The sequence below is a fragment of the Bacillus sp. B-jedd genome (assembly GCF_000821085.1).
Lineage (GTDB): Bacteria > Bacillota > Bacilli > Bacillales > Cytobacillaceae > Bacillus_D.
This window is the reverse complement of record NZ_CCXR01000002.1, coordinates 116,975-135,185: the sequence shown is the minus strand read 5'-3', so window position 1 is coordinate 135,185 and position 18,211 is coordinate 116,975. Positions and strand designations below refer to the sequence as shown.

At 44.0% G+C, this 18,211-nt stretch carries 21 protein-coding genes and 1 riboswitch; of the genes, 9 read left to right on the top strand and 12 right to left on the bottom strand.

What is annotated here, in order from left to right:
• Nucleotides 1-34: 34 nt before the first annotated feature.
• The 3 genes from BN1002_RS23950 to BN1002_RS22445 form a co-directional block, all read right to left on the bottom strand.
• Nucleotides 35-181, bottom strand: a complete 147-nt coding sequence (locus BN1002_RS23950; protein ID WP_156129736.1) for a hypothetical protein — start codon at nucleotides 179-181, stop codon at nucleotides 35-37.
• Between the two features lie 26 nt (nucleotides 182-207).
• Nucleotides 208-1,074, bottom strand: coding sequence for a permease (locus tag BN1002_RS22450; RefSeq protein ID WP_048828246.1), 867 nt, complete (start codon nucleotides 1,072-1,074; stop codon nucleotides 208-210).
• An 80-nt stretch (nucleotides 1,075-1,154) separates the two neighbouring features.
• Nucleotides 1,155-1,478, bottom strand: coding sequence for an ArsR/SmtB family transcription factor (locus BN1002_RS22445; protein ID WP_048828349.1), 324 nt, complete (start codon nucleotides 1,476-1,478; stop codon nucleotides 1,155-1,157).
• 258 nt (nucleotides 1,479-1,736) lie between these two features.
• Here BN1002_RS22445 and BN1002_RS22440 point away from each other — a divergent pair, with 258 nt between their 5' ends.
• The 4 genes from BN1002_RS22440 to cotJC all read left to right on the top strand — a co-directional run bounded on the left by BN1002_RS22440 (nucleotide 1,737) and on the right by cotJC (nucleotide 4,609).
• On the top strand, nucleotides 1,737-2,675 hold the full coding sequence (locus BN1002_RS22440; RefSeq protein ID WP_048828245.1) for a ring-cleaving dioxygenase: 939 nt from the start codon (nucleotides 1,737-1,739) through the stop codon (nucleotides 2,673-2,675).
• Between the two features lie 841 nt (nucleotides 2,676-3,516).
• Nucleotides 3,517-3,759, top strand: coding sequence for a spore coat associated protein CotJA (locus tag BN1002_RS22435; RefSeq protein WP_231575134.1), 243 nt, complete (start codon nucleotides 3,517-3,519; stop codon nucleotides 3,757-3,759).
• Nucleotide 3,760: 1 nt separating this feature from the next.
• Nucleotides 3,761-4,027: a spore coat protein CotJB gene (gene cotJB, locus BN1002_RS22430; RefSeq protein WP_048828243.1), complete on the top strand. Its 267-nt coding sequence runs from the start codon at nucleotides 3,761-3,763 to the stop codon at nucleotides 4,025-4,027.
• Nucleotides 4,028-4,039: 12 nt separating this feature from the next.
• The gene (cotJC, locus tag BN1002_RS22425; RefSeq protein ID WP_048828242.1) at nucleotides 4,040-4,609 is read left to right on the top strand and encodes a spore coat protein CotJC; all 570 of its coding nucleotides are present in this window, start codon (nucleotides 4,040-4,042) and stop codon (nucleotides 4,607-4,609) included.
• Nucleotides 4,610-4,793: 184 nt separating this feature from the next.
• On the opposite strand, the gene BN1002_RS22420 is transcribed toward cotJC, so the two are convergent.
• The 5 genes from BN1002_RS22420 to BN1002_RS22400 form a co-directional block, all read right to left on the bottom strand.
• On the bottom strand, nucleotides 4,794-5,270 hold the full coding sequence (locus BN1002_RS22420) for a flavodoxin domain-containing protein (protein ID WP_331386409.1): 477 nt from the start codon (nucleotides 5,268-5,270) through the stop codon (nucleotides 4,794-4,796).
• A complete protein-coding gene (locus BN1002_RS22415; RefSeq protein ID WP_048828240.1) occupies nucleotides 5,260-6,306 on the bottom strand; it encodes a ribonucleotide-diphosphate reductase subunit beta in 1,047 nt (348 codons plus the stop codon). Before BN1002_RS22415 ends, BN1002_RS22420 begins: the two co-directional genes overlap by 11 nt.
• 19 nt (nucleotides 6,307-6,325) lie before the next feature.
• The gene (locus BN1002_RS22410) at nucleotides 6,326-8,599 is read right to left on the bottom strand and encodes a ribonucleoside-diphosphate reductase subunit alpha (RefSeq protein ID WP_442853425.1); all 2,274 of its coding nucleotides are present in this window, start codon (nucleotides 8,597-8,599) and stop codon (nucleotides 6,326-6,328) included.
• A gap of 345 nt (nucleotides 8,600-8,944) precedes the next feature.
• A riboswitch (cobalamin riboswitch) is annotated at nucleotides 8,945-9,140 on the bottom strand.
• Nucleotides 9,141-9,269: 129 nt separating this feature from the next.
• Nucleotides 9,270-9,617 (bottom strand): ArsR/SmtB family transcription factor, encoded by a 348-nt coding sequence (locus BN1002_RS22405; protein WP_048828238.1) that lies wholly within the window; start codon nucleotides 9,615-9,617, stop codon nucleotides 9,270-9,272.
• A 22-nt stretch (nucleotides 9,618-9,639) separates the two neighbouring features.
• Nucleotides 9,640-11,394, bottom strand: a complete 1,755-nt coding sequence (locus tag BN1002_RS22400) for a SulP family inorganic anion transporter (protein WP_442853424.1) — start codon at nucleotides 11,392-11,394, stop codon at nucleotides 9,640-9,642.
• Nucleotides 11,395-11,576: 182 nt separating this feature from the next.
• Here BN1002_RS22400 and BN1002_RS22395 point away from each other — a divergent pair, with 182 nt between their 5' ends.
• Nucleotides 11,577-12,254, top strand: a complete 678-nt coding sequence (locus BN1002_RS22395) for a copper homeostasis protein CutC (protein ID WP_048828236.1) — start codon at nucleotides 11,577-11,579, stop codon at nucleotides 12,252-12,254.
• Nucleotides 12,255-12,306: 52 nt separating this feature from the next.
• On the opposite strand, the gene BN1002_RS22390 is transcribed toward BN1002_RS22395, so the two are convergent.
• The 4 genes from BN1002_RS22390 to BN1002_RS22375 all read right to left on the bottom strand — a co-directional run bounded on the left by BN1002_RS22390 (nucleotide 12,307) and on the right by BN1002_RS22375 (nucleotide 13,883).
• Nucleotides 12,307-12,507: a hypothetical protein gene (locus tag BN1002_RS22390; RefSeq protein ID WP_048828235.1), complete on the bottom strand. Its 201-nt coding sequence runs from the start codon at nucleotides 12,505-12,507 to the stop codon at nucleotides 12,307-12,309.
• A gap of 220 nt (nucleotides 12,508-12,727) precedes the next feature.
• Nucleotides 12,728-13,132 carry a hypothetical protein gene (locus tag BN1002_RS23080; protein WP_052445673.1) on the bottom strand — a complete coding sequence of 135 codons (405 nt, stop codon included), beginning with the start codon at nucleotides 13,130-13,132 and terminating at the stop codon, nucleotides 12,728-12,730.
• A gap of 58 nt (nucleotides 13,133-13,190) precedes the next feature.
• Entirely contained in the window at nucleotides 13,191-13,493 is a 303-nt protein-coding gene (locus BN1002_RS22380; RefSeq protein ID WP_048828233.1) for a hypothetical protein, read from the bottom strand.
• A 78-nt stretch (nucleotides 13,494-13,571) separates the two neighbouring features.
• Complete coding sequence (locus tag BN1002_RS22375) at nucleotides 13,572-13,883, bottom strand: hypothetical protein (RefSeq protein ID WP_048828232.1); 312 nt, start codon at nucleotides 13,881-13,883, stop codon at nucleotides 13,572-13,574.
• Between the two features lie 180 nt (nucleotides 13,884-14,063).
• Between BN1002_RS22375 and BN1002_RS22370 the strand changes: the two genes are divergently transcribed.
• From BN1002_RS22370 to BN1002_RS22355, 4 genes are all read left to right on the top strand, one after another.
• The gene (locus tag BN1002_RS22370; protein WP_048828231.1) at nucleotides 14,064-14,432 is read left to right on the top strand and encodes an ArsR/SmtB family transcription factor; all 369 of its coding nucleotides are present in this window, start codon (nucleotides 14,064-14,066) and stop codon (nucleotides 14,430-14,432) included.
• Nucleotides 14,407-16,545 (top strand): heavy metal translocating P-type ATPase, encoded by a 2,139-nt coding sequence (locus tag BN1002_RS22365; RefSeq protein WP_082036422.1) that lies wholly within the window; start codon nucleotides 14,407-14,409, stop codon nucleotides 16,543-16,545. The genes BN1002_RS22370 and BN1002_RS22365 overlap by 26 nt, the downstream gene beginning before the upstream one ends.
• 21 nt (nucleotides 16,546-16,566) lie before the next feature.
• Complete coding sequence (locus BN1002_RS22360; RefSeq protein ID WP_048828229.1) at nucleotides 16,567-17,184, top strand: class I SAM-dependent methyltransferase; 618 nt, start codon at nucleotides 16,567-16,569, stop codon at nucleotides 17,182-17,184.
• Between the two features lie 68 nt (nucleotides 17,185-17,252).
• Nucleotides 17,253-18,170 carry a cation diffusion facilitator family transporter gene (locus tag BN1002_RS22355; RefSeq protein WP_048828228.1) on the top strand — a complete coding sequence of 306 codons (918 nt, stop codon included), beginning with the start codon at nucleotides 17,253-17,255 and terminating at the stop codon, nucleotides 18,168-18,170.
• Nucleotides 18,171-18,211 lie beyond the last annotated feature (41 nt).

Here is an 18,211-nt window from a genome sequence, read left to right as displayed (position 1 = left end):
GGGGTTTTGTTAGTTTTATTAATCATTGAACTTGTCACTTATTTGTATCTTCAGAACAGCAATCCTTTTTCTCAAGATTAACGCAGCAGTCTTGCTCATCTTCTTTGATTTCTTTTACTTCTTCAATTTTTACATTGCAGCAGCTTGAGCCTTTTTTGGCTTTCTTAAATAAATTAAACATCTGATAATCCTCCTTAAATGTAAAAATTATAATAGGTAAAAAATAAAGCCAGAAGCAGTGGACATGGCGATAACAGATAATACAAACAAAGCAACGAGTTGTTTTTTGAAAATTGATTTCAACAAGACTACCTCTGGAAGGCTGGCTCCTGCAGAACTGATGAGCATGGCCATAACAGGTCCGAGTGCCATTCCTTTCAAGATAAGGACTTGAGAGATAGGGATCATACTGGAAAGCCTGATGTACAAGGGTACTCCGATTATGGCTGCTACAGGAATCAGCCACCAATGGTCCCTCCCGAAGAAAGAGGAAATGAATTCAGTTGGCACCAGCCCGTGTATGACTGATCCGATGGCTGCGCCGATAATCAGGTAAGGGTAAACGCTTTTCATCATTTCGACGGTTTCTTTAAAAGCCAATTTCAAATTAAATTTACGGTTATTTTCCTCATAGCCTGTCATCACAACATTTTTTACATACTTTTCTGCTCCAAGGGCTTCGAGCGTAAAACCGATGATGATAGAGAAGATGGTCGTCATGACAGTATAAACAATGGTTACTTTCCATCCAAGAATTACTCCCATCAAAGTTAAAATTGTCGGATCAAGGACGGGAGAAGCGAAGAGGAAAATCATAACAATTGAAAAAGGCATTTTTTTCTTAAGCATGTTTACCACTACCGGGATGGTCGAGCAGGAACAGAAAGGGGTAATAAATGCAAATGCTATCGCAAAAATTGCACCAATAAAACGATTCTTGCCAGTTAACTTTTTCTCGATTTTTTCGTAAGGAATATATCCCTGTAAAAGGCTTATTGCGAAAGAAATAACAATAAACAATACAGTTAATTCGATGGCGATGGAAAAAAAACTTCTTAATGTTTCAAACCACATGGGAATCCCTTCTCTTCTTGTTAATCAAATAAAATTGATTTATTAATCAAAAAAAATTGATGAATTAGCCAAAAAACTCGTCAACTCGAAAGTCGAAATAGGCAGCAAAGCTCCTCAGATAACAAATGATTAATGACTGGCTGATTCAATTTGTAATAACTCCAGGTTCCTTCTGTTCTTTTAATAATAATATCCGCATCCAATAAAATCTTTAAATGATAAGACAATTTGGACTGTGCCATTTCCATCAGGGGAGCAAGATCACAGACACATATTTCTCCTTTTTCTGTTAGTATATTCATAATTTGAAGCCTTTTTTTATCTGCAATTGCCTTAAACTTAAGTTCGTACGTTTCAAATGCTTTTTCTTTTGACATATCTTTTAAGGGGATTTCCACTTCCATCATTTCACCTTCTTTATCAATTATTTTTGATAAACTAATCATATGACCAAATTTTTCTAATGTCAATCCTCTAAAACAAAAAAAAATGATTTAATAAAACTTATGCAAAAATTGACTCAAAAATTGATAAGTGATAAAATTATCTCGAATTAAAAATAATTTAAGTAAAGACAATTCTTCGAGAAACCTTTATCTTTTTTCAACAGTTAATACTAATCCCTTAAATAGGGTACTGATAATATTGCAAGGGGTGAAAAAATGAATAAAAAGACTACAGGTATCCACCATATTACCGCAATTGTCGGCCATCCGCAGGAAAATGTTGATTTCTATGCGGGAGTTTTGGGATTGAGGCTTGTTAAACAAACTGTGAATTTTGATGATCCGGGAACCTATCATTTTTACTTCGGTGATAAAAGTGGAAATCCGGGCACCATTATTACGTTTTTTCCATGGGCCAATGCCTATAAGGGAAGAATAGGGGATGGGCAGGTTGGAGTAACGGCATATGCTGTACCGAAAGGCGCAATGAATTTTTGGCAAAAAAGGCTTAATAAATTCAATACTCCATTTGTTATAACAGAACGGTTTGGGGAGCAATATCTTCAGTTTGAGGATCCGCACGGCCTTAGGCTGGAAATTGTAGAACGCGAAAAAGGGGAACAGAACAGCTGGTCATTTGGCGGTGTTACTCCTGAAGTCGCTATTAAAGGGTTTGCTGGCGCTACTTTGTTCTCGGCAGAGCCGGGTAAAACCGCTGACCTTCTTGAAAATGTATTGGGGCTTGAGCTTGTCGGAAATGATGGCGAATATAGCCGCTATCGTTCTTCCTCCGAAATCGGGAATATCGTTGACTTGAAGACAGTAGCGACAGGACGTGGAAGATTGGGAGTCGGAACTGTCCACCATATCGCCTGGCGCGCGGAGGACGATAAAGACCAACTGGAATGGCAAAACTTGATTGCTGCGAACGGCTATGCAGTAACCCCTGTACAGGACAGGAATTACTTCAACTCGATATACTTTAGGGAGCAGGGTGAAATCTTGTTTGAAATCGCGACAGATCCGCCTGGTTTTGCTATTGATGAAACGCCTGGCAGCCTTGGTGAAAATCTGAAAATCCCTCCTAAATATGAACAAATGCGTGAGCGGATAGAGCAGGGGCTTCTGCCGTTTAAGGTAAGGGAATTAAGCTGATGACGGTCAGTCTGAAGGCTGGTTGCCTGCGGTTTTTGCTTAAGCGCCTGAAGGCCATGCAGCCAGTAGGCGTTCGGTCACTAAGTCGTCCTTTAGCGCCGGAAGGACCAGCAGCCAGTAGGCGTTCGGTCACTAAGTCATCCTTTAGCGCCCGAAGGCCAGGCGGCCAGTAGGCGTTGGGTCACTAAGTCGTCCTTTAGCGCCCGAAGGCCAGGCAGCCAGTAGGCGTTCGGTCACTAAGTCGTCCTTTAGCGCCCGAAGGCCAGGCAGCCAGTAGGCGTTCGGTCACTAAGTCGTCCTTTAGCGCCCGAAGGCCAGGCAGCCAGTAGGCGTTCGGTCACTAAGTCATCCTTTAGCGCCGGAAGGACCAGCAGCCAGTAGGCGTTCGGTCACTAAATCTTCCTTTAGTGCCCGAAGGCCAGGCAGCCAGTAGGCGTTCGGTCACTAAATCGTCCTTTAGCGCCCGAAGGACCAGCCGCCAGTTGGCCTTCGGTCACTAAGTCATCTTTAGCGCCTCAAAACCAGGCGCTCAATAACTGTTCGGTCACTAAATCTTTCTTCAATTTCTGAAGCCCTGTTTCCGACAACTGGTTTCAATGACGTCTCTAAGGAAAACAAAGTGCAGTTAGAGCCAATTAATAAAATCCGTTTTATAAACATGTTTGCAAAAGCAGCGAAAACAATCGCTGCTTTTTTTGTGGCGAAATTTCACCTGAACTGCCTGAAGGGATGTTGAAATGTATAACGAATCAAGCTGAGCAGGTGCTAATGTTCGGCATGAACATTTCGTTGGGCGCATACTTTGTTAATGGAACCTATTTTTGCGAAAGGAGGAATCGGTTTGCATCAACCAAATCACACAGTCCATTTTACCCCTGTCAAATCCTATCAGCCTTTTCATAGTCAGTTTGATCCTTGTCCGCCGATTGGCTATAAATTTTACCGGACCCCGCCTAATTTGTATATGAATTTTCAGCCGCCGAATCTTGAACAGTTTCCGCCTCATGAGGCTTTAATGAAAGGAACTCTCTGGAAACCTTTGTATGATTTTTACGAAAATCCTTATAAAGAGAGGAAGACTTAATTTGGCTAAGCAAATTGATGATGAATATTATCAATTGATGCGGCAGATTCAGGCGGCAGACTTTGTGCTGGTCGAGCTTACCCTCTATCTAGATACGCATCCAGATGATGAAGCCGCCCTACAGCAATTCAGACAGTATTCAGATTACTCCAGACAAGTGAAACAGGTTTTTGAACAGAAATACGGCCCTTTGCTGCAGTTTGGAGTCAGCAATAATCCAGGGCCCAACTGGGACTGGGGAAAAGGCCCCTGGCCATGGCAAGTGTAGGGAGGATGAAATATGTGGGTTTATGAAAAGAAGCTGCAATACCCTGTAAAAGTAAGTAAATGCAACCCGACCCTGGCAAAATATTTAATTGAACAATATGGCGGTGCGGATGGGGAACTGGCTGCGGCACTAAGGTACTTGAATCAAAGGTACACCATCCCCGATAAAGTGGTCGGGCTGTTGACCGATATAGGTACGGAAGAGTTTGCCCATCTTGAGATGATTGCGACGATGATTTATAAGCTCACAAAAGACGCAACCCCGCAACAAATGAGGGATGCAGGGCTTGGCGAACATTACGCCAACCATGATGGCGCGTTATTTTATCATAACGCGGCTGGCTCTCCATGGACGGCAACGTATATTCAGGCAAAAGGAGATCCGATTGCCGATTTATATGAAGATATTGCGGCAGAGGAGAAAGCAAGGGCTACTTACCAATGGCTGATTGATATCTCGGATGATCCTGATATTAATGATTCATTAAGATTTTTAAGGGAGAGGGAAGTCGTCCACTCGTTGAGATTCCGGGAAGCAGTTGAAATGTTAAAAGAGGAGCGGGACAGGAAAAAGTTTTTCTAAATCTTCGCCCGATGAAACAGGCTGCCGGACTAAGGGCCTGTTTTTTACTGGCTTTATTTAGTGTCAGCGGGGTTAAATGATGTGTAGAGAAGCAGGGAGAGGAAGCCCGGGTTGCTGTGATTGCCGGGGAAGTAAAAAAACGCGGAAATATCCGCGCTTTTTCGGGAATGGCAACCATATGAAATTATTGCACTTCCTCCATAAGTTTTTGAGGCCAGCTTTGTTCCAGTCTCTTTAAGATGCTTTTTGCAAAAAGCTTGCAACGGGGGATGTCGCTTTCCTGCGGAGCCAACTCGACCTTCAGGGTTGCGGCCAGGTTGCTCTTCACGTACAGCATATCCTTGAACAGATCCACCGCACCGCAAAAATTGGGATAGAAGCTATCGCCAGTGCCGGCCACTCCGGTAATGATCGATTGGACATTTTGCTGTTCGAAAGCTTCGTAAAGGGGCCGCATGACTGCCGGTATTTCGCCATTGCCCCACGTATAGGTCGCAAACACAACCGCATCGAACTTCTTCAATTCAAATAAAGAAAATTGTTTGGCTTCATACAAATCAGATGAAAGGCGGAGTTCTTCAAAACACGAACAAAGAAGTTCCGCCAATTCCTTTGTATTCCCGGTTACGGAAGTGTAGATGATGGCAATTCTATAATTCATCAAAGCCATTTGACTGGGTGACCTTTGAATAAGCCCTCGATTTTTGCTCGAAGAAATCCGATTTCGTTTCATTCATCATTTCATCGCTAAATACCTGAATCCACGGCATCGGATTATCTCTTTCTTCAAAAAGGTTCTTTAACCCAAGCTGGCGGAACCTTTTGTTTGCCAAATATTCTACATATCCGTAAAACTCTTCAAGGTTTATTCCGTCTATTTCTTTCAAAATAATACTTGCCCATTCTTTCTCCAATTCCACTGCCTGCCCGATTGTCTCGTAAATGTACTGGATATTCGTTTCGGTATTAAGTTTAGGGTTTTCGGCGAGAAGAATCCTGATAAATTGGGAAATGAAATAAGCATGCTGCATTTCATCCCGTTGAATATAGCTGATCATCGTGCTCGTCTTCAGCATTTTTTGCTGGCGGGCGAGATGATAGAAGAAGGCAAACCCGGCATAGAAATAGATGCCTTCCAATATGATTGAATTGATTCCCAGTTCAAATAAGTGCTGAGGGGAAGGCTGCTGGCGGAACCGTTCATAGGCCTGCAAAATTAGTGCATTCCTTTTTTGTACAATCGGGTCGTCTTTTGCTTCGTTGAATCGTTTATTCTGCTCGCTTAACGGTACAAGTGAACTTAAAACATAGGAATAGGACTCATTATGGACAGCTTCCTGCTGGGAAATGACCGCGAAAATGGCTTTGAAGCTTGAATCTGTTACATAGTCCATCACTTGGCTCATTGTCGGTGTCTGCAGGCTGTCGAGTGAGGCAAGCTGGGTATTGACCCGCAGGAAAATATCCTGCTCCACTGGCGAAAGTGAATCCCACTGTTTAATATCATCCTGCATATTGATTTCCTGGGCCTTCCAGAAATTCGACAGAAGGGTTTGATATAAATCGTACATTTGCGGATAGGCGATATCATTCCAATTGAGCAATCCCGATGATTTACCGAGAATAATCCCCGTTGAACGATTAGGTTCCGCATGATTCAATAGTTTGCTTTTTTGCAAAGGCGCATGGATCTCCATCTGTATTCTCCTTTCAAAACTAGCTATGGCAGGCTTCGCATTCGCGGATTTCTTCCTGTGATGTGCTCCTGACGTAATAGGTCGTTTTCAGCCCCTGTTTCCATGCCTCAATATGCAGGTTCAGCAGCTCTTTTGCTTTAATATCGTGCCTGACATATAAATTGAAGCTGATGGATTGGTCGATGTGGCGCTGGCGCCTTGCATTTTGGCGGATGCTCCAGACCTGGTCGAGCTCGTGCCTTGCCCGACGGTAGAAGTTATAAGTGATATGATTCAAATCGGGAGCCGTCACTTTAAATTTAAAATTTTTCTTTTCCTCTGCGTATTCGACTGAATACAACGGGTCGATCCCATCAGTTGAGCCGCCAATTTTCGCTGTTGAAGAATTGGGGGCGACAGCCATGAGCCAGCCGTTCCGGATCCCGTGTTTTCTGACTTGCTCTTTCAATTCCTGCCAGCGTCCGGATGCGTAGCCCCTTCGTTCAAAATAACGACCTGTTTCCCATTCTGATCCGGTAAATTGGCTATAAGAGCCTTTTTCTTTAGCAAGTTCCATCGAAGCCTGGATAGTATAAAAAGCTATTTCCTCATACAATTTATCCGCGTAATCGGTCGCCTGGTCACTTTCCCAATGGATTCCCTTCAAAGCAAGAAGATGGTGCCAGCCAAAGGTACCAAGTCCGACAGCACGGAATTTTTTGTTCGTTTGCTGCGCCTGCGCGACAGGAATTTTGTTTAAGTCGATGACATTATCAAGCATCCTGGCCTGGATGGGAATCAACCTTTCCAGAACCTCCGCCGGAACAGCTTTTGCTAGGTTTATAGAAGATAGATTGCAAACGACAAAGTCACCGGGCCTCCGAACGATGACAATATCTCCATCATCTGTCAGCGTCTCACTCACAATCGTTGTCGGCGACATATTCTGGGCGATTTCGGTGCATAAGTTGCTGCAGTAAATTGAGGTCCGCCCTTCGCCGGCGAGGTGCTTATTCGGGTTCTGCCTGTTCACTTCATCCCGATAGAACATGTAGGGAGTGCCAGTTTCGAGCTGGGCAACCATAATCCTTGCCATGATGTCCATTGCCCGGTACGTCTTCCTCGGCAGAAGCGGGTTGCTGACTGCCTCCTCGTACTTCTCGGTAAAGTATTTCTTATCCAATTCATCATAGAAATCTTCCAGGCCAAGCGGACGTCCGTTCTGGTCACGCCAGCCCATCAGCTGTTTTACTTGGTGAGGACAAAAAGTGTGCCACTCGCCAATGCTTCTGCCATGTTCATCGGTTTCTACCAGCTTTTGCATAAAAAGATCCGGGATGGCGACGCCAGTGAAGATGTCGTGAGCTTTCCTGCGTTCATCTCCATTATTCGTCTTTAAATCGAGGAAGCCGTTCATGATGTCCTTATGAAAAATATCAAGATAGATGGCGATGGCGCCCTGCCTTTGTCCAAGTTGGTCGACGCTAACCGCCGTGTCATTCACGAGCCGGATCCAAGGTACAACCCCCGATGACATGCCTTTAAAGCCTTTAATATCGGAACCAAGGGCCCTGACTTTTCCAAAATAAATGCCGATTCCGCCACCATCTTTGCTGAGCCGCGCGATATCCCAGTTGTTAAGGTAAATTCCATCTAGCGAATCATCAACAGTATCAATAAAACAAGATGACAGCTGGCCGAAATTTTTGCCGGCATTGGAAAGGGTGGGCGTTGCAACAGTCATGTATAAATGGCTCATTGCCCAATAGGCCTCTTTCACCAGCTCGAGCCTTTTCACTCTGTCTTCATAAATCATCAAGGTCATGGCGATGATCATAAACCGTTCCTGTGGGAGTTCAAACAGGCTGCGCTCATAGTCCCTCGCGAGGTATCTGTCTCCGAATAAAAATATTCCTATGTATGTGAAAAGCTTGTCTCTTTCAGGATTGATTGTGCGAGAGAGCTCATCGATTTCCTCCTTAGTGTAATTCGCAAGCAAATCAGGAGAATAGATTTTCATTTCGGTAAGTAAAGAGATTAATTGAAAGAAATCCCCATATTTTTTCGTGTCGTTGCAGTTCCGGTTGACCGCGGCCTCCTTATACAATTGTTCCAAATAAAGCCTGGCCGCCACGAATGTCCAATCAGGCTCATCGAGTGCAATCCGGTTTAAAGAATTAACTAATGCCTGCTGGCCGGCCTCGTCTTCCGATAAATCAAGTTTCAGAAGCTTCTTTTGTATTTCCGAGCCATCGAGCCCATATTCCGAACAAGCCTCCTCTAATACTCGCTGGCTCCATAAAAACCGGTCCATTACTTTATTGCTCATCCATCATCCCTCCAAAAATAAAGGCTCAGTTAAAGGTGAGTGTTGATTATCAATGAAGTTGATTGGAACGGAGGGGACTGACTCCGGCGGGATGAAGCGGCACGTGGAGACCCCACAGGCGTCTAGGACGCCGAGGAGGCTCCACGGTCCGCCCCGCGGAAAGCATGTCCCAGGAGTGGAAATCAACAATCAAGGATAACCGAGCCAAAATAAAAAATCCGCTCAAGCAATTGAGCGGATGAAACGATCACATCAAAAGGGAGGAAGAGATACGCGCAAGAAGCCAGCCTTCTGATTGCCATCGTTTCATCTTCCCAATCCCCGAGGAAGTGAAACATCTCAAGAAGGACAGGTCTCCTGACTCATGCGTCATCCTACTTTGAACCCTTCCCTTACAGGCACCTTTTGAAAGCACGTTGTAAAGTGGTTTGTTCAGTTCGTCTGCATTTACAGTTGCGGGGGCAGTTCTGGTTTCGCACCAGATTCCCTATTAAGCCTACTGGCATCCTATCTTAAGGCATTACTATATATGGTTGTAATTATATGGTTTATATCAATATATTGAATATGTTTTCTATACTATCCCATTAGATGGTTGTTGGCAAGCAAAAAAAAGGAACAGACAAAGCCGTTCCTTTACAAAATTAGACATGGATTATGATTGTTCCGCTTTTTCTGCTTCTTCGCTAAATTTATCTAGGATTGAGATCGTATCTACCAGGTGGTTGTTGAAAATTTGCCTGGCGACAGCGAGGAGCTCAATGATCAAAGGGTCGCGCAGTGAATAAATCACACGGTTGCCATCTTTTGTCCCGGTTACGATGTTTTTTGACCTTAAGATCATCAACTGCTGGGATACAGCGGACCCTTCGCTTCCGACTAGGCTTTGAATTTCATTGACGCTTTTTTCGCCTTCTCCAAGCAGTTCAAGAATCCTGATCCTCAATGGGTGTGCCAGTGCTTTGAAAAAATCTGCTTTAAATTTTTGCATTTCTAAATCCAAATCGTTTCCTCCCTATACCTCGCTAATTCGTAAGGGCCTGCCTTTTTTCGCCTGCCTTTTGTTTAATGGCCGATAACATTTCGCATTCCCTGAAGGCGAAATGCCTGCAGCCGATACACTCCTGCTTATTCACCAGCGTTAATGCAAAATCAATGGCATCTCCTGTATGGCCAAAAAAATGTTCCGCTCCAATATAATCATACAAGCCGGTTTTCTTTAAGAGCTCTTTAGGTCCAGGCTTTATTCCTGTAATTAAAACTTGCCCATGAACCGAAAAATCCTTGACGATGCTTGATAAGTGGGATTCACCGGTTGTATCCATAAACGGAACTTTGCCAAGCCTTAAAATTAACACCTTTGGTTTATAGTTTATTGTATTTAGTATCGTTTGTTCAAATGTTTGTGCCGCTCCGAAGAAAAGCGGTCCTTCGATACTGTACATACTGATTTGCGGACAATCATGGGAATTGGCCGCGGCAGAGGATTTTATCGCTTCAAGCTTGTTGTTTTCATTTGGCAAAACCTTTGCCGTAACCAGGGCTTCACTCATCCGTTTTGTAAAGATAATGACAGCCATCAATAATCCGGCCTGTACCGCGACGGTCAGGTTGACGAATACAGTCAGCAGGAAGGTGACCAATAAAATAAAGGAATCCAGCGTCTTTGTTTTTAGGACATTGTAAAACACAGTCCGCTCACTCATATTCCAGGCAACTATCATCAGGATCGGCGCCATGCTGGCCAACGGAATTTTGGAAGCATAGGGTGCGAAAAGCAGAAGTACAGCCAGGACGACAAAGCCATGAATGACCCCAGACATTGGCGATACGGCTCCATTTTTGATATTCGTAGCTGTCCTCGCAAGGGCGCCGGTAGCTGGAATCCCGCCAAAGAGGGGAGCGATCATATTGGCTGCTCCCTGTCCCATTAATTCTTTATTGCTATTATGTTTGCTGTCGGTCATGCCATCGGCGACGACAGCTGAAAGCAGGGATTCAATCGCTCCAAGGATAGCAATAATAAATGCAGGCTTGATCAACAGCTGGATTTTATTGAAAGTGATTTCAGGCAGCCGGAATTCAGGCAGCTTGCTGGGAATTTCGCCATACATCGAACCGATTGTCGCCACCTCGCCGGGATACAAATACGTGGCGGCGAGCGTGGAAATTACCAGGCCAATGAGCGGACCTGGCACTTTCGGGAACAATTTGGGTGTAAACAGTACAGTGACCAAACAAATTGCAGCGGTCGCAATGCTAAATAAGTTAAAGCTTTGAGTATGCACCCATATTTCACGCATATTGTCAAAAAAGTATTCGTGCCTCTCCACTCCGGTCAGACCGAAAAAATTCGGGATCTGTCCGACAAAAATAATGACTGCGATACCGGCAGTAAAGCCTATGGTGACAGGGCGGGGGATGAATTTAATCAGTGAGCCAAGTTTGAAAATTCCCATTAAAAATAGGATGATTCCGGCCAAGAAGCCGGCTATTAAAAGGTTTTCGAATCCATAAGTCATCACGATTCCAAATAGGATGGGAATAAATGCGCCTGTAGGGCCTCCAATTTGATACTTGGAACCACCGAGCAATGAAATGAGGATACCGGCAATAATAGTCGTATAAATTCCATATTCAGGATTCACTCCTGAAGCAATTGCAAATGCCATCCCTAAAGGAATAGCGATAATGCCCACTACTATGCCTGAAATCAAGTCTTTTTGCAGCGAGGCGAGAGAATAACCCCTGAATCTTCCGTCAAAAGCCAATCTGCGCAGCACGTTATTATTCTCCTTTATTTATAATATTTATATATTTGATTATTTGAATATAATAGCTACAATATACAATTTTACTCGAATTAGGAGGCAAGTCAACATTTTTGTTTCGACTTTTATACATTTTTTTAAAGGGATGGTATTCTTAAAGAATAGTGGGTTAATGAAAGGGAGGGCATTTCATGCTTATAGAATATATTGCGACAACTGTTGAGGATGCAAAACTGATAGAAGAATCGGGAGCGGACAGGATTGAACTTGTTTCCGCCCTCACAGAAGGTGGGCTCACGCCCAGCTATGCGCTCATCGAAGAAGTGGTTAACAGCGTGAAAATTCCCGTGAATGTTATGGTCAGGCCGCACAGCCAGTCATTTATTTATTCAACCGAAGACTTGAAGGTAATGAGAAGGGATATTAAAGTGATCGGTTCAATTGGGGCAAACGGTGTGGTCCTGGGGATGTTGAATAAGCAAAACGAAATTGACCGGCATGTTTTGGAGGAATTACTGGCGGATTGCCAAGGACTTGAGGTAACCTTCCACAGGGCCATCGATGATACTTCCAGCCCTATCAACTCTGCCCAAATACTAGCTGAGTACAAGCAAATAAACAGCATCCTGACATCAGGCGGAAAAGGGGAATTATCCGCAAGGCTTGAGGTAATCAGCCAAATGAAAAATATCTCCGGCCATATTAACATTTTGATGGGAAGCGGCCTGAACAAAGAAAATATCCTTTCAATTCATTCAAAAGTAAATACGGGCCACTATCATTTTGGAACCGCCGTGAGGAAAAACAACAGTCCGATTGACGGAATTGATCTCGAGGCGGCAAAAGAATTGGTCAGGTTAGTGAAATAAAAGTAGTGGAAAAGGGGACCGGCATAAGCCATGGTCCCCTTTTTTACAAGAATTAATGAATGCAGTTTTCCTTCTTCTCGTCCTTATTTAATAGGCACGGGTCCTGTCCAGGCTTTTCATTGCCAAACTTTGAATCAATAAACTCATCAAGGTTCTGGCTGACTTTTTGATTAATCGGGCTGGCATAGACAGCGGCTCCCAGGCCGGCAAACGAAACGGAAACGAGCAGAATAATGAGAATGCGTTTTGCCATAAGTAAGCCTCCGTTCAAGGGGTCATACCTTATTTTATCAATAAGTTAATAGGGGAAACCAATGGAAATATGTAAAAATTGAAAACCTTCCTAAACACTAGAAGGCTTTCTCCAAAAATCACCTGAGTCGGTTTTAGAGAAAGCCCTTTTCAGTTTATAAGTAAGGATTAAGTGAGAATGAAACCTTTTTATCGCTTCTTATTCAATCATACAGCGCTGATTAGTATCTCCTAATGTTTCTTTTGAAAAATTTGACTTCGGAGAGGTCATTTTTTCCCTCCAAAGATATAGGATTCTTCTGTCCTATAAGGCCTTCAAGCCTCCTGGTTGCTTCTTCAAATTCACCAGTGCTTATTTGCTTTGTGGCAAGAAGCGAACATAACAAAGCAAATGCGATTGCTGTAGTATCAACATGGACATCAATATTAATATCGACATCAGAGTTGCCGCTCTGGCCAATCCGATTTATATTTTCACTTTTAATTCTCACCGAGTCTTCTGCAATTGAGCGTGACAATGATTCAGTTTCATTGTGGATAAAGACCTCGGTTTCTCTGTCAATTCTTTCGGGTCTCTGCCCTGGAAGGTAATATCTCCTTCTCGCTTTCCCGGTATTTTCGTTCATTCCTTATACCCCATCCTTTAAAGGGCAGGATTTTTCAACCCCACCCCATGTTTAATGGTTAAATATCAATATCAACATCGACGTCTTGATCCTGGTCGTTATCCTGGTCTTGTTCAGATCTGACACGAGCAACACTGCGGCTGTTTAGAGTGACGCATACTCTGGAGTTGCCTGAATTTGTGACCACTGATCGAGCAATATTTGTATTTCTGTCAACGTTGCGGACATCTGCTTCTGCGTCCGCTTCAGCACGGTTACGCACTCTATTCTCGAAATCTGTTTCAATGTTCACATCAACATTTACATTTTCGTTATTTCGTCGTTTTTCTTCTGGACACCTGCGTTTTCTTCTGTTTTCCAAATTAATTGCCTCCTAGTTTTTGTATTAAACCGGAAATTTATATGTGATTAATAAATCGCTTCCCAATAGAGAATAAAATTAAAAATCTACATCAATATCCACATCGGAATCTTGATCATTATTTTGGTCCTGCTCGGAAACAACACGAGAATTGCTCTTGCTATTCAATCTTATATTGACTCTTGAATTGCCGGAGTTGTTTACGATGGTTTTGGCGATATTAGTATTTTTGTCTGTATTTCTTACATCAACTTCTGCTTCAGCGTCTGCTGTATTCCTAATGTCGTTATCGAAATCGACATCAACATTTACATCTGTGTTAGTTCTCCGTCTCGCAGAATTCCTAAAACAATTCTGGTTTCCGAATTGGTCAAATTCTCTTTGGCCCATACTATCCACTCCTTCCTCCCATACTTACTAGCTAGCTTATTCCGATAGAATCAATTGGACTAGACTATTGAAGGAGGACAAATACCTGTTTTTTTGCAAAAAAATATTATTATTGTTTGACAATCAAACGCCTATTTGAATATCATATACTCAAATGATTGTTTGAATGAGGGTGAAAATATGGTTCAGCATGATATGTGCGAGATTGCTTCTGTAGATAAACAGAAAGTAAATCATGTTAAAAATAAGCTCCAAAGCCAAAGTACCGCAGGGGTCGCTAAAATTTTCAAAGCCCTTTCTGATGATACGAGGGTACGGATTGCGTATGCCTTGACTGTTGAGGAAGAACTTTGTGTCTGTGATGTTGCCAATATTGTCGGTTCGTCCGTTGCAACAGCTTCCCATCATTTAAGGACGCTGAGGAGCCTCGGCATTGCAAAGTTCCGGAAAGAAGGCAAGCTTGTTTATTATTCTCTTGATGACGATCATGTGAAGCAGCTCATCGAGATTGCCTTTGAACATCATGAGGAGGTGGCAGGACGTGGCTGAAGTGAAACAGACGTACCGCATACAAGGCATGTCTTGAGCGAGCTGTGCCTCGAAGTTCGAAAAGAACGTAAAACACCTGGATGGTGTTTCTAACGCTGCAGTTAATTTTGGCGCATCGAAAATTACCGTTTATGGTAATACATCAGTGGAAGAGATTGAAAAAGCAGGAGAGTTCGACGGGCTGAAGGTTGTTTCCGAACACGAACCGAGCGGGAATGTCCAAGAGCTTCCTTTTTGGCAAAAATATGCCCGTGTTCTTATTTCACTGGCCCTGATTTTTATTGGGTATTCATCTCAATGGCTAAACGGAGAAGATTCTCTTTACACAGTCCTAGCCTTTCTGACAGCTATTGTCATCGGCGGTTACCCTTTATTTAAAACAGGATTCAAAAACCTGTTCAAATTGGAATTCGATATGAGGACGCTGATGACGATTGCCATTATTGGCGCTGCCCTCATCGGGGAGTGGAGCGAGGGAGCAGTCGTTGTCATCCTCTTCGCCATCAGCGAAGAACTTGAGAAGTATTCCATGGATAAAGCCCGGGCCTCCATTCGTTCGCTAATGGATATCGCCCCCAAGGAAGCCTTAATCCGCCGGAACGGAACCGTGATTGAAATTCACGCAGAAGAAATTGAAATCGGGGACATTATGATTGTCAAGCCTGGGCAAAAGCTAGCCATGGACGGAATCGTCCTAAAAGGGCATTCGTCAGTCAACCAGGCCGCCATTACCGGTGAATCTGTCCCGGTTGAGAAAAAGGTAAATGATGACGTCTATGCGGGAACTTTAAATGAAGAGGGACTGCTTGAGGTTAAAGTTACGAAGCGGGTGGAAGATACTACAATTTCGAAAGTCATCCACCTTGTCGAAGAGGCACAGGCAGAACGGGCTCCTTCACAGGCGTTTGTCGACCGTTTCGCCAAGTACTATACCCCGGTGATTATGGCCGTTGCTGCCCTTGTGGCGATCGTTCCGCCGGCGGCCTTCGGAGCGGATTGGAATACATGGATCTACCAGGGGCTGTCCGTCCTTGTAGTCGGCTGTCCGTGCGCACTGGTTATTTCTACCCCGGTTTCGATCGTCACCGCAATTGGAAATGCGGCCAGGAATGGGGTATTAATCAAAGGCGGCATTTATCTGGAGGAAACAGGATCATTAAAGGCGATAGCATTTGATAAGACGGGCACGCTGACAAAAGGGATTCCCGCTGTAACCGACATTATGACCTTTGATGGAAGGGATGAAAAAACTGTCTTGGCCATCCTTTCCGCTTTGGAATATGGGTCTCAGCATCCGCTGGCATCTGCCATCTTGAAAAAGGCTGAGGAACATGGAATTCCTTTTCAGGAAGCGGAGGTAGAGGGGTTTACTGCTCTGACCGGAAGAGGAATCAAAGGAACCATTAATGGGGTTGAATATTTCGCCGGCAGCCCTGCATTTATCACAGAGGTTTACGATAAAAAACCTGATAACGCGATATTGGATAAAATCCGTTTTCTGCAGGAGCAGGGAAAAACCGTAATGGTTCTTTTGACAAAAAATGAATTATTCGCTCTTGCGGCAGTTGCCGATGAAGTGAGGGAAAGCAGCCGGAGTGTGATTGAAAAGCTGCATGCCATGGGAATTGGCAAGACGGTCATGCTGACAGGAGATAACAAAGGAACAGCCCAGGCCATCGGAAGCCAAATCGGCGTTGCAGATACCCGGGCAGAATTGCTGCCACAGGATAAACTATCAATCATAAGGAATTTACGGAATGAGTATGGAAAAGTGGCCATGGTCGGGGACGGGGTGAATGATGCGCCTGCATTGGCAGCCGCGACAGTCGGTATTGCCATGGGCGGAGCGGGAACTGATACAGCCTTGGAAACGGCGGATATCGCGCTCATGGGCGATGACCTCGAAAAGCTGCCTTTCGCCATACGACTGAGCAGGAAGGCGCTCGCGATTATCAAACAGAACATCACTTTTTCATTAGCAATCAAACTTGTTGCCTTGCTACTCGTCATTCCTGGGTGGCTGACATTATGGATAGCGATTTTCGCCGATATGGGGGCGACTTTGATCGTGACGTTAAATGGGCTGCGGCTTTTGAATGTAAAGGATAAATAGCCGTTTTCATGGGGGATAAAAATGAACATCAGGTGGAATATGTTTGTCTATAAGCTGTGGGCGCCAGTTTATGATACGTTTTTTAATAAAGGGGCATTCACAGGAGCGCGGAAAGAAATGTTTCGATCAGTTCCATTTGAAAAAGGAGATCGTGTTCTGTTTGTCGGGGTAGGGACCGGGGCTGATTTTGAATATGTTCCTATATCTGATTTAAGAGTCACAGCGATTGACTATTCTAAGGATATGCTTGCAATAGCAAAAGGAAAAGCAATAGGCAAACAGATTGAGTTTTTAGAAATGGACGCACAGCATCTTGATTTTCCACCAGGTTCATTTGATTGGGTAATTGGAAGTTTGGTTTTATCAGTGGTGCCGGATGGGCGAAAAGCTTTTGAAGAAATGGTCCGGGTGGCAAAAAAAGAAGGATATATCCTGATTTTTGATAAATTCGCGCCAAAGGACAAAAGCCTTAGCTTTTTTAAGAAATTAATCAGGCCATTGGTCCGTTTGCTTGGAACGGACATTGGCCTATCATTTGAAAACATCACTAAAACCTCAATGAACAGGGTACGGATAATTGAGGATACCGGAATCCTCTTTCAAGGGATGTACCGGAAGATTGTCCTTCGTAAACATTGAGTAAAGCTGAATCTTTTTTTGGAAATCCAAATGGATCAATCAGCGCCTGGCATAGGGAGGAAACAGATATGGGGCATCACCATTCCCATTCTCATGAACACGGACATCATCATACAGAGAATAAAAAGGCTTTGCTGCTGGCTTTTCTTTTAATCGCATCATTCATGCTGGTAGAGGTGGCAGGGGGAATCATAACTAACAGCCTCGCGCTTTTGTCCGATGCCGGCCATATGCTGAGTGATGCCGCAGCCCTTGGTCTGAGTTATTTTGCGATAAGGCTGGGGGAGAGAAAGGCGACTCCCGGCAAAACATTTGGCTATAAGCGGTTTGAAATTATTGCTGCAGCGTTGAATGGCCTGACACTGATAGCTATTTCGATTTACATTTTTATTGAAGCTTTCCAACGTTTCAGGAACCCACCGGAAGTACAAAGCATGGGGATGCTGGTGATTTCAGTCATTGGTCTCCTTGTCAATATTGCTGCTGCCTATATCCTCATGAGGGGCGATAAAGAAGAGAACCTGAATGTTAGAAGTGCTTTCCTTCATGTGCTCGGTGACATGCTGGGTTCCGTCGGTGCCATCACAGCGGCATTGCTGATTTATTTCTTTGATTGGGGAATTGCTGATCCGATTGCAAGTGTCGCTGTTGCCATCCTGATCATCATTTCAGGCTGGCGGGTCATGAAGGATTCCTTCCATATACTGATGGAAGGAGCGCCTGTCCAGATTGATTCAACAAAGCTAAGAGCCGCGCTTCTTTCGATTCCGACTGTCGAAGATGTGCACGATCTTCATATTTGGTCGGTTACATCCGGGATGCCGATGCTGAGTTGCCATATTGCGATTTCCAAAAGCGGAGTGCATGATGTGGTACTTCGGGAGGCGCAGGCCCTGCTTCATGACAAGTTTGGGATTGACCATAGTACAATCCAGGTAGAGCGGGAAGACGAAGGCTGTCCAAGCAAACATGGGGTTTGTAACTAAGCAATCGGATTTAGAAAATAATAGTCGAATAACTACATTGA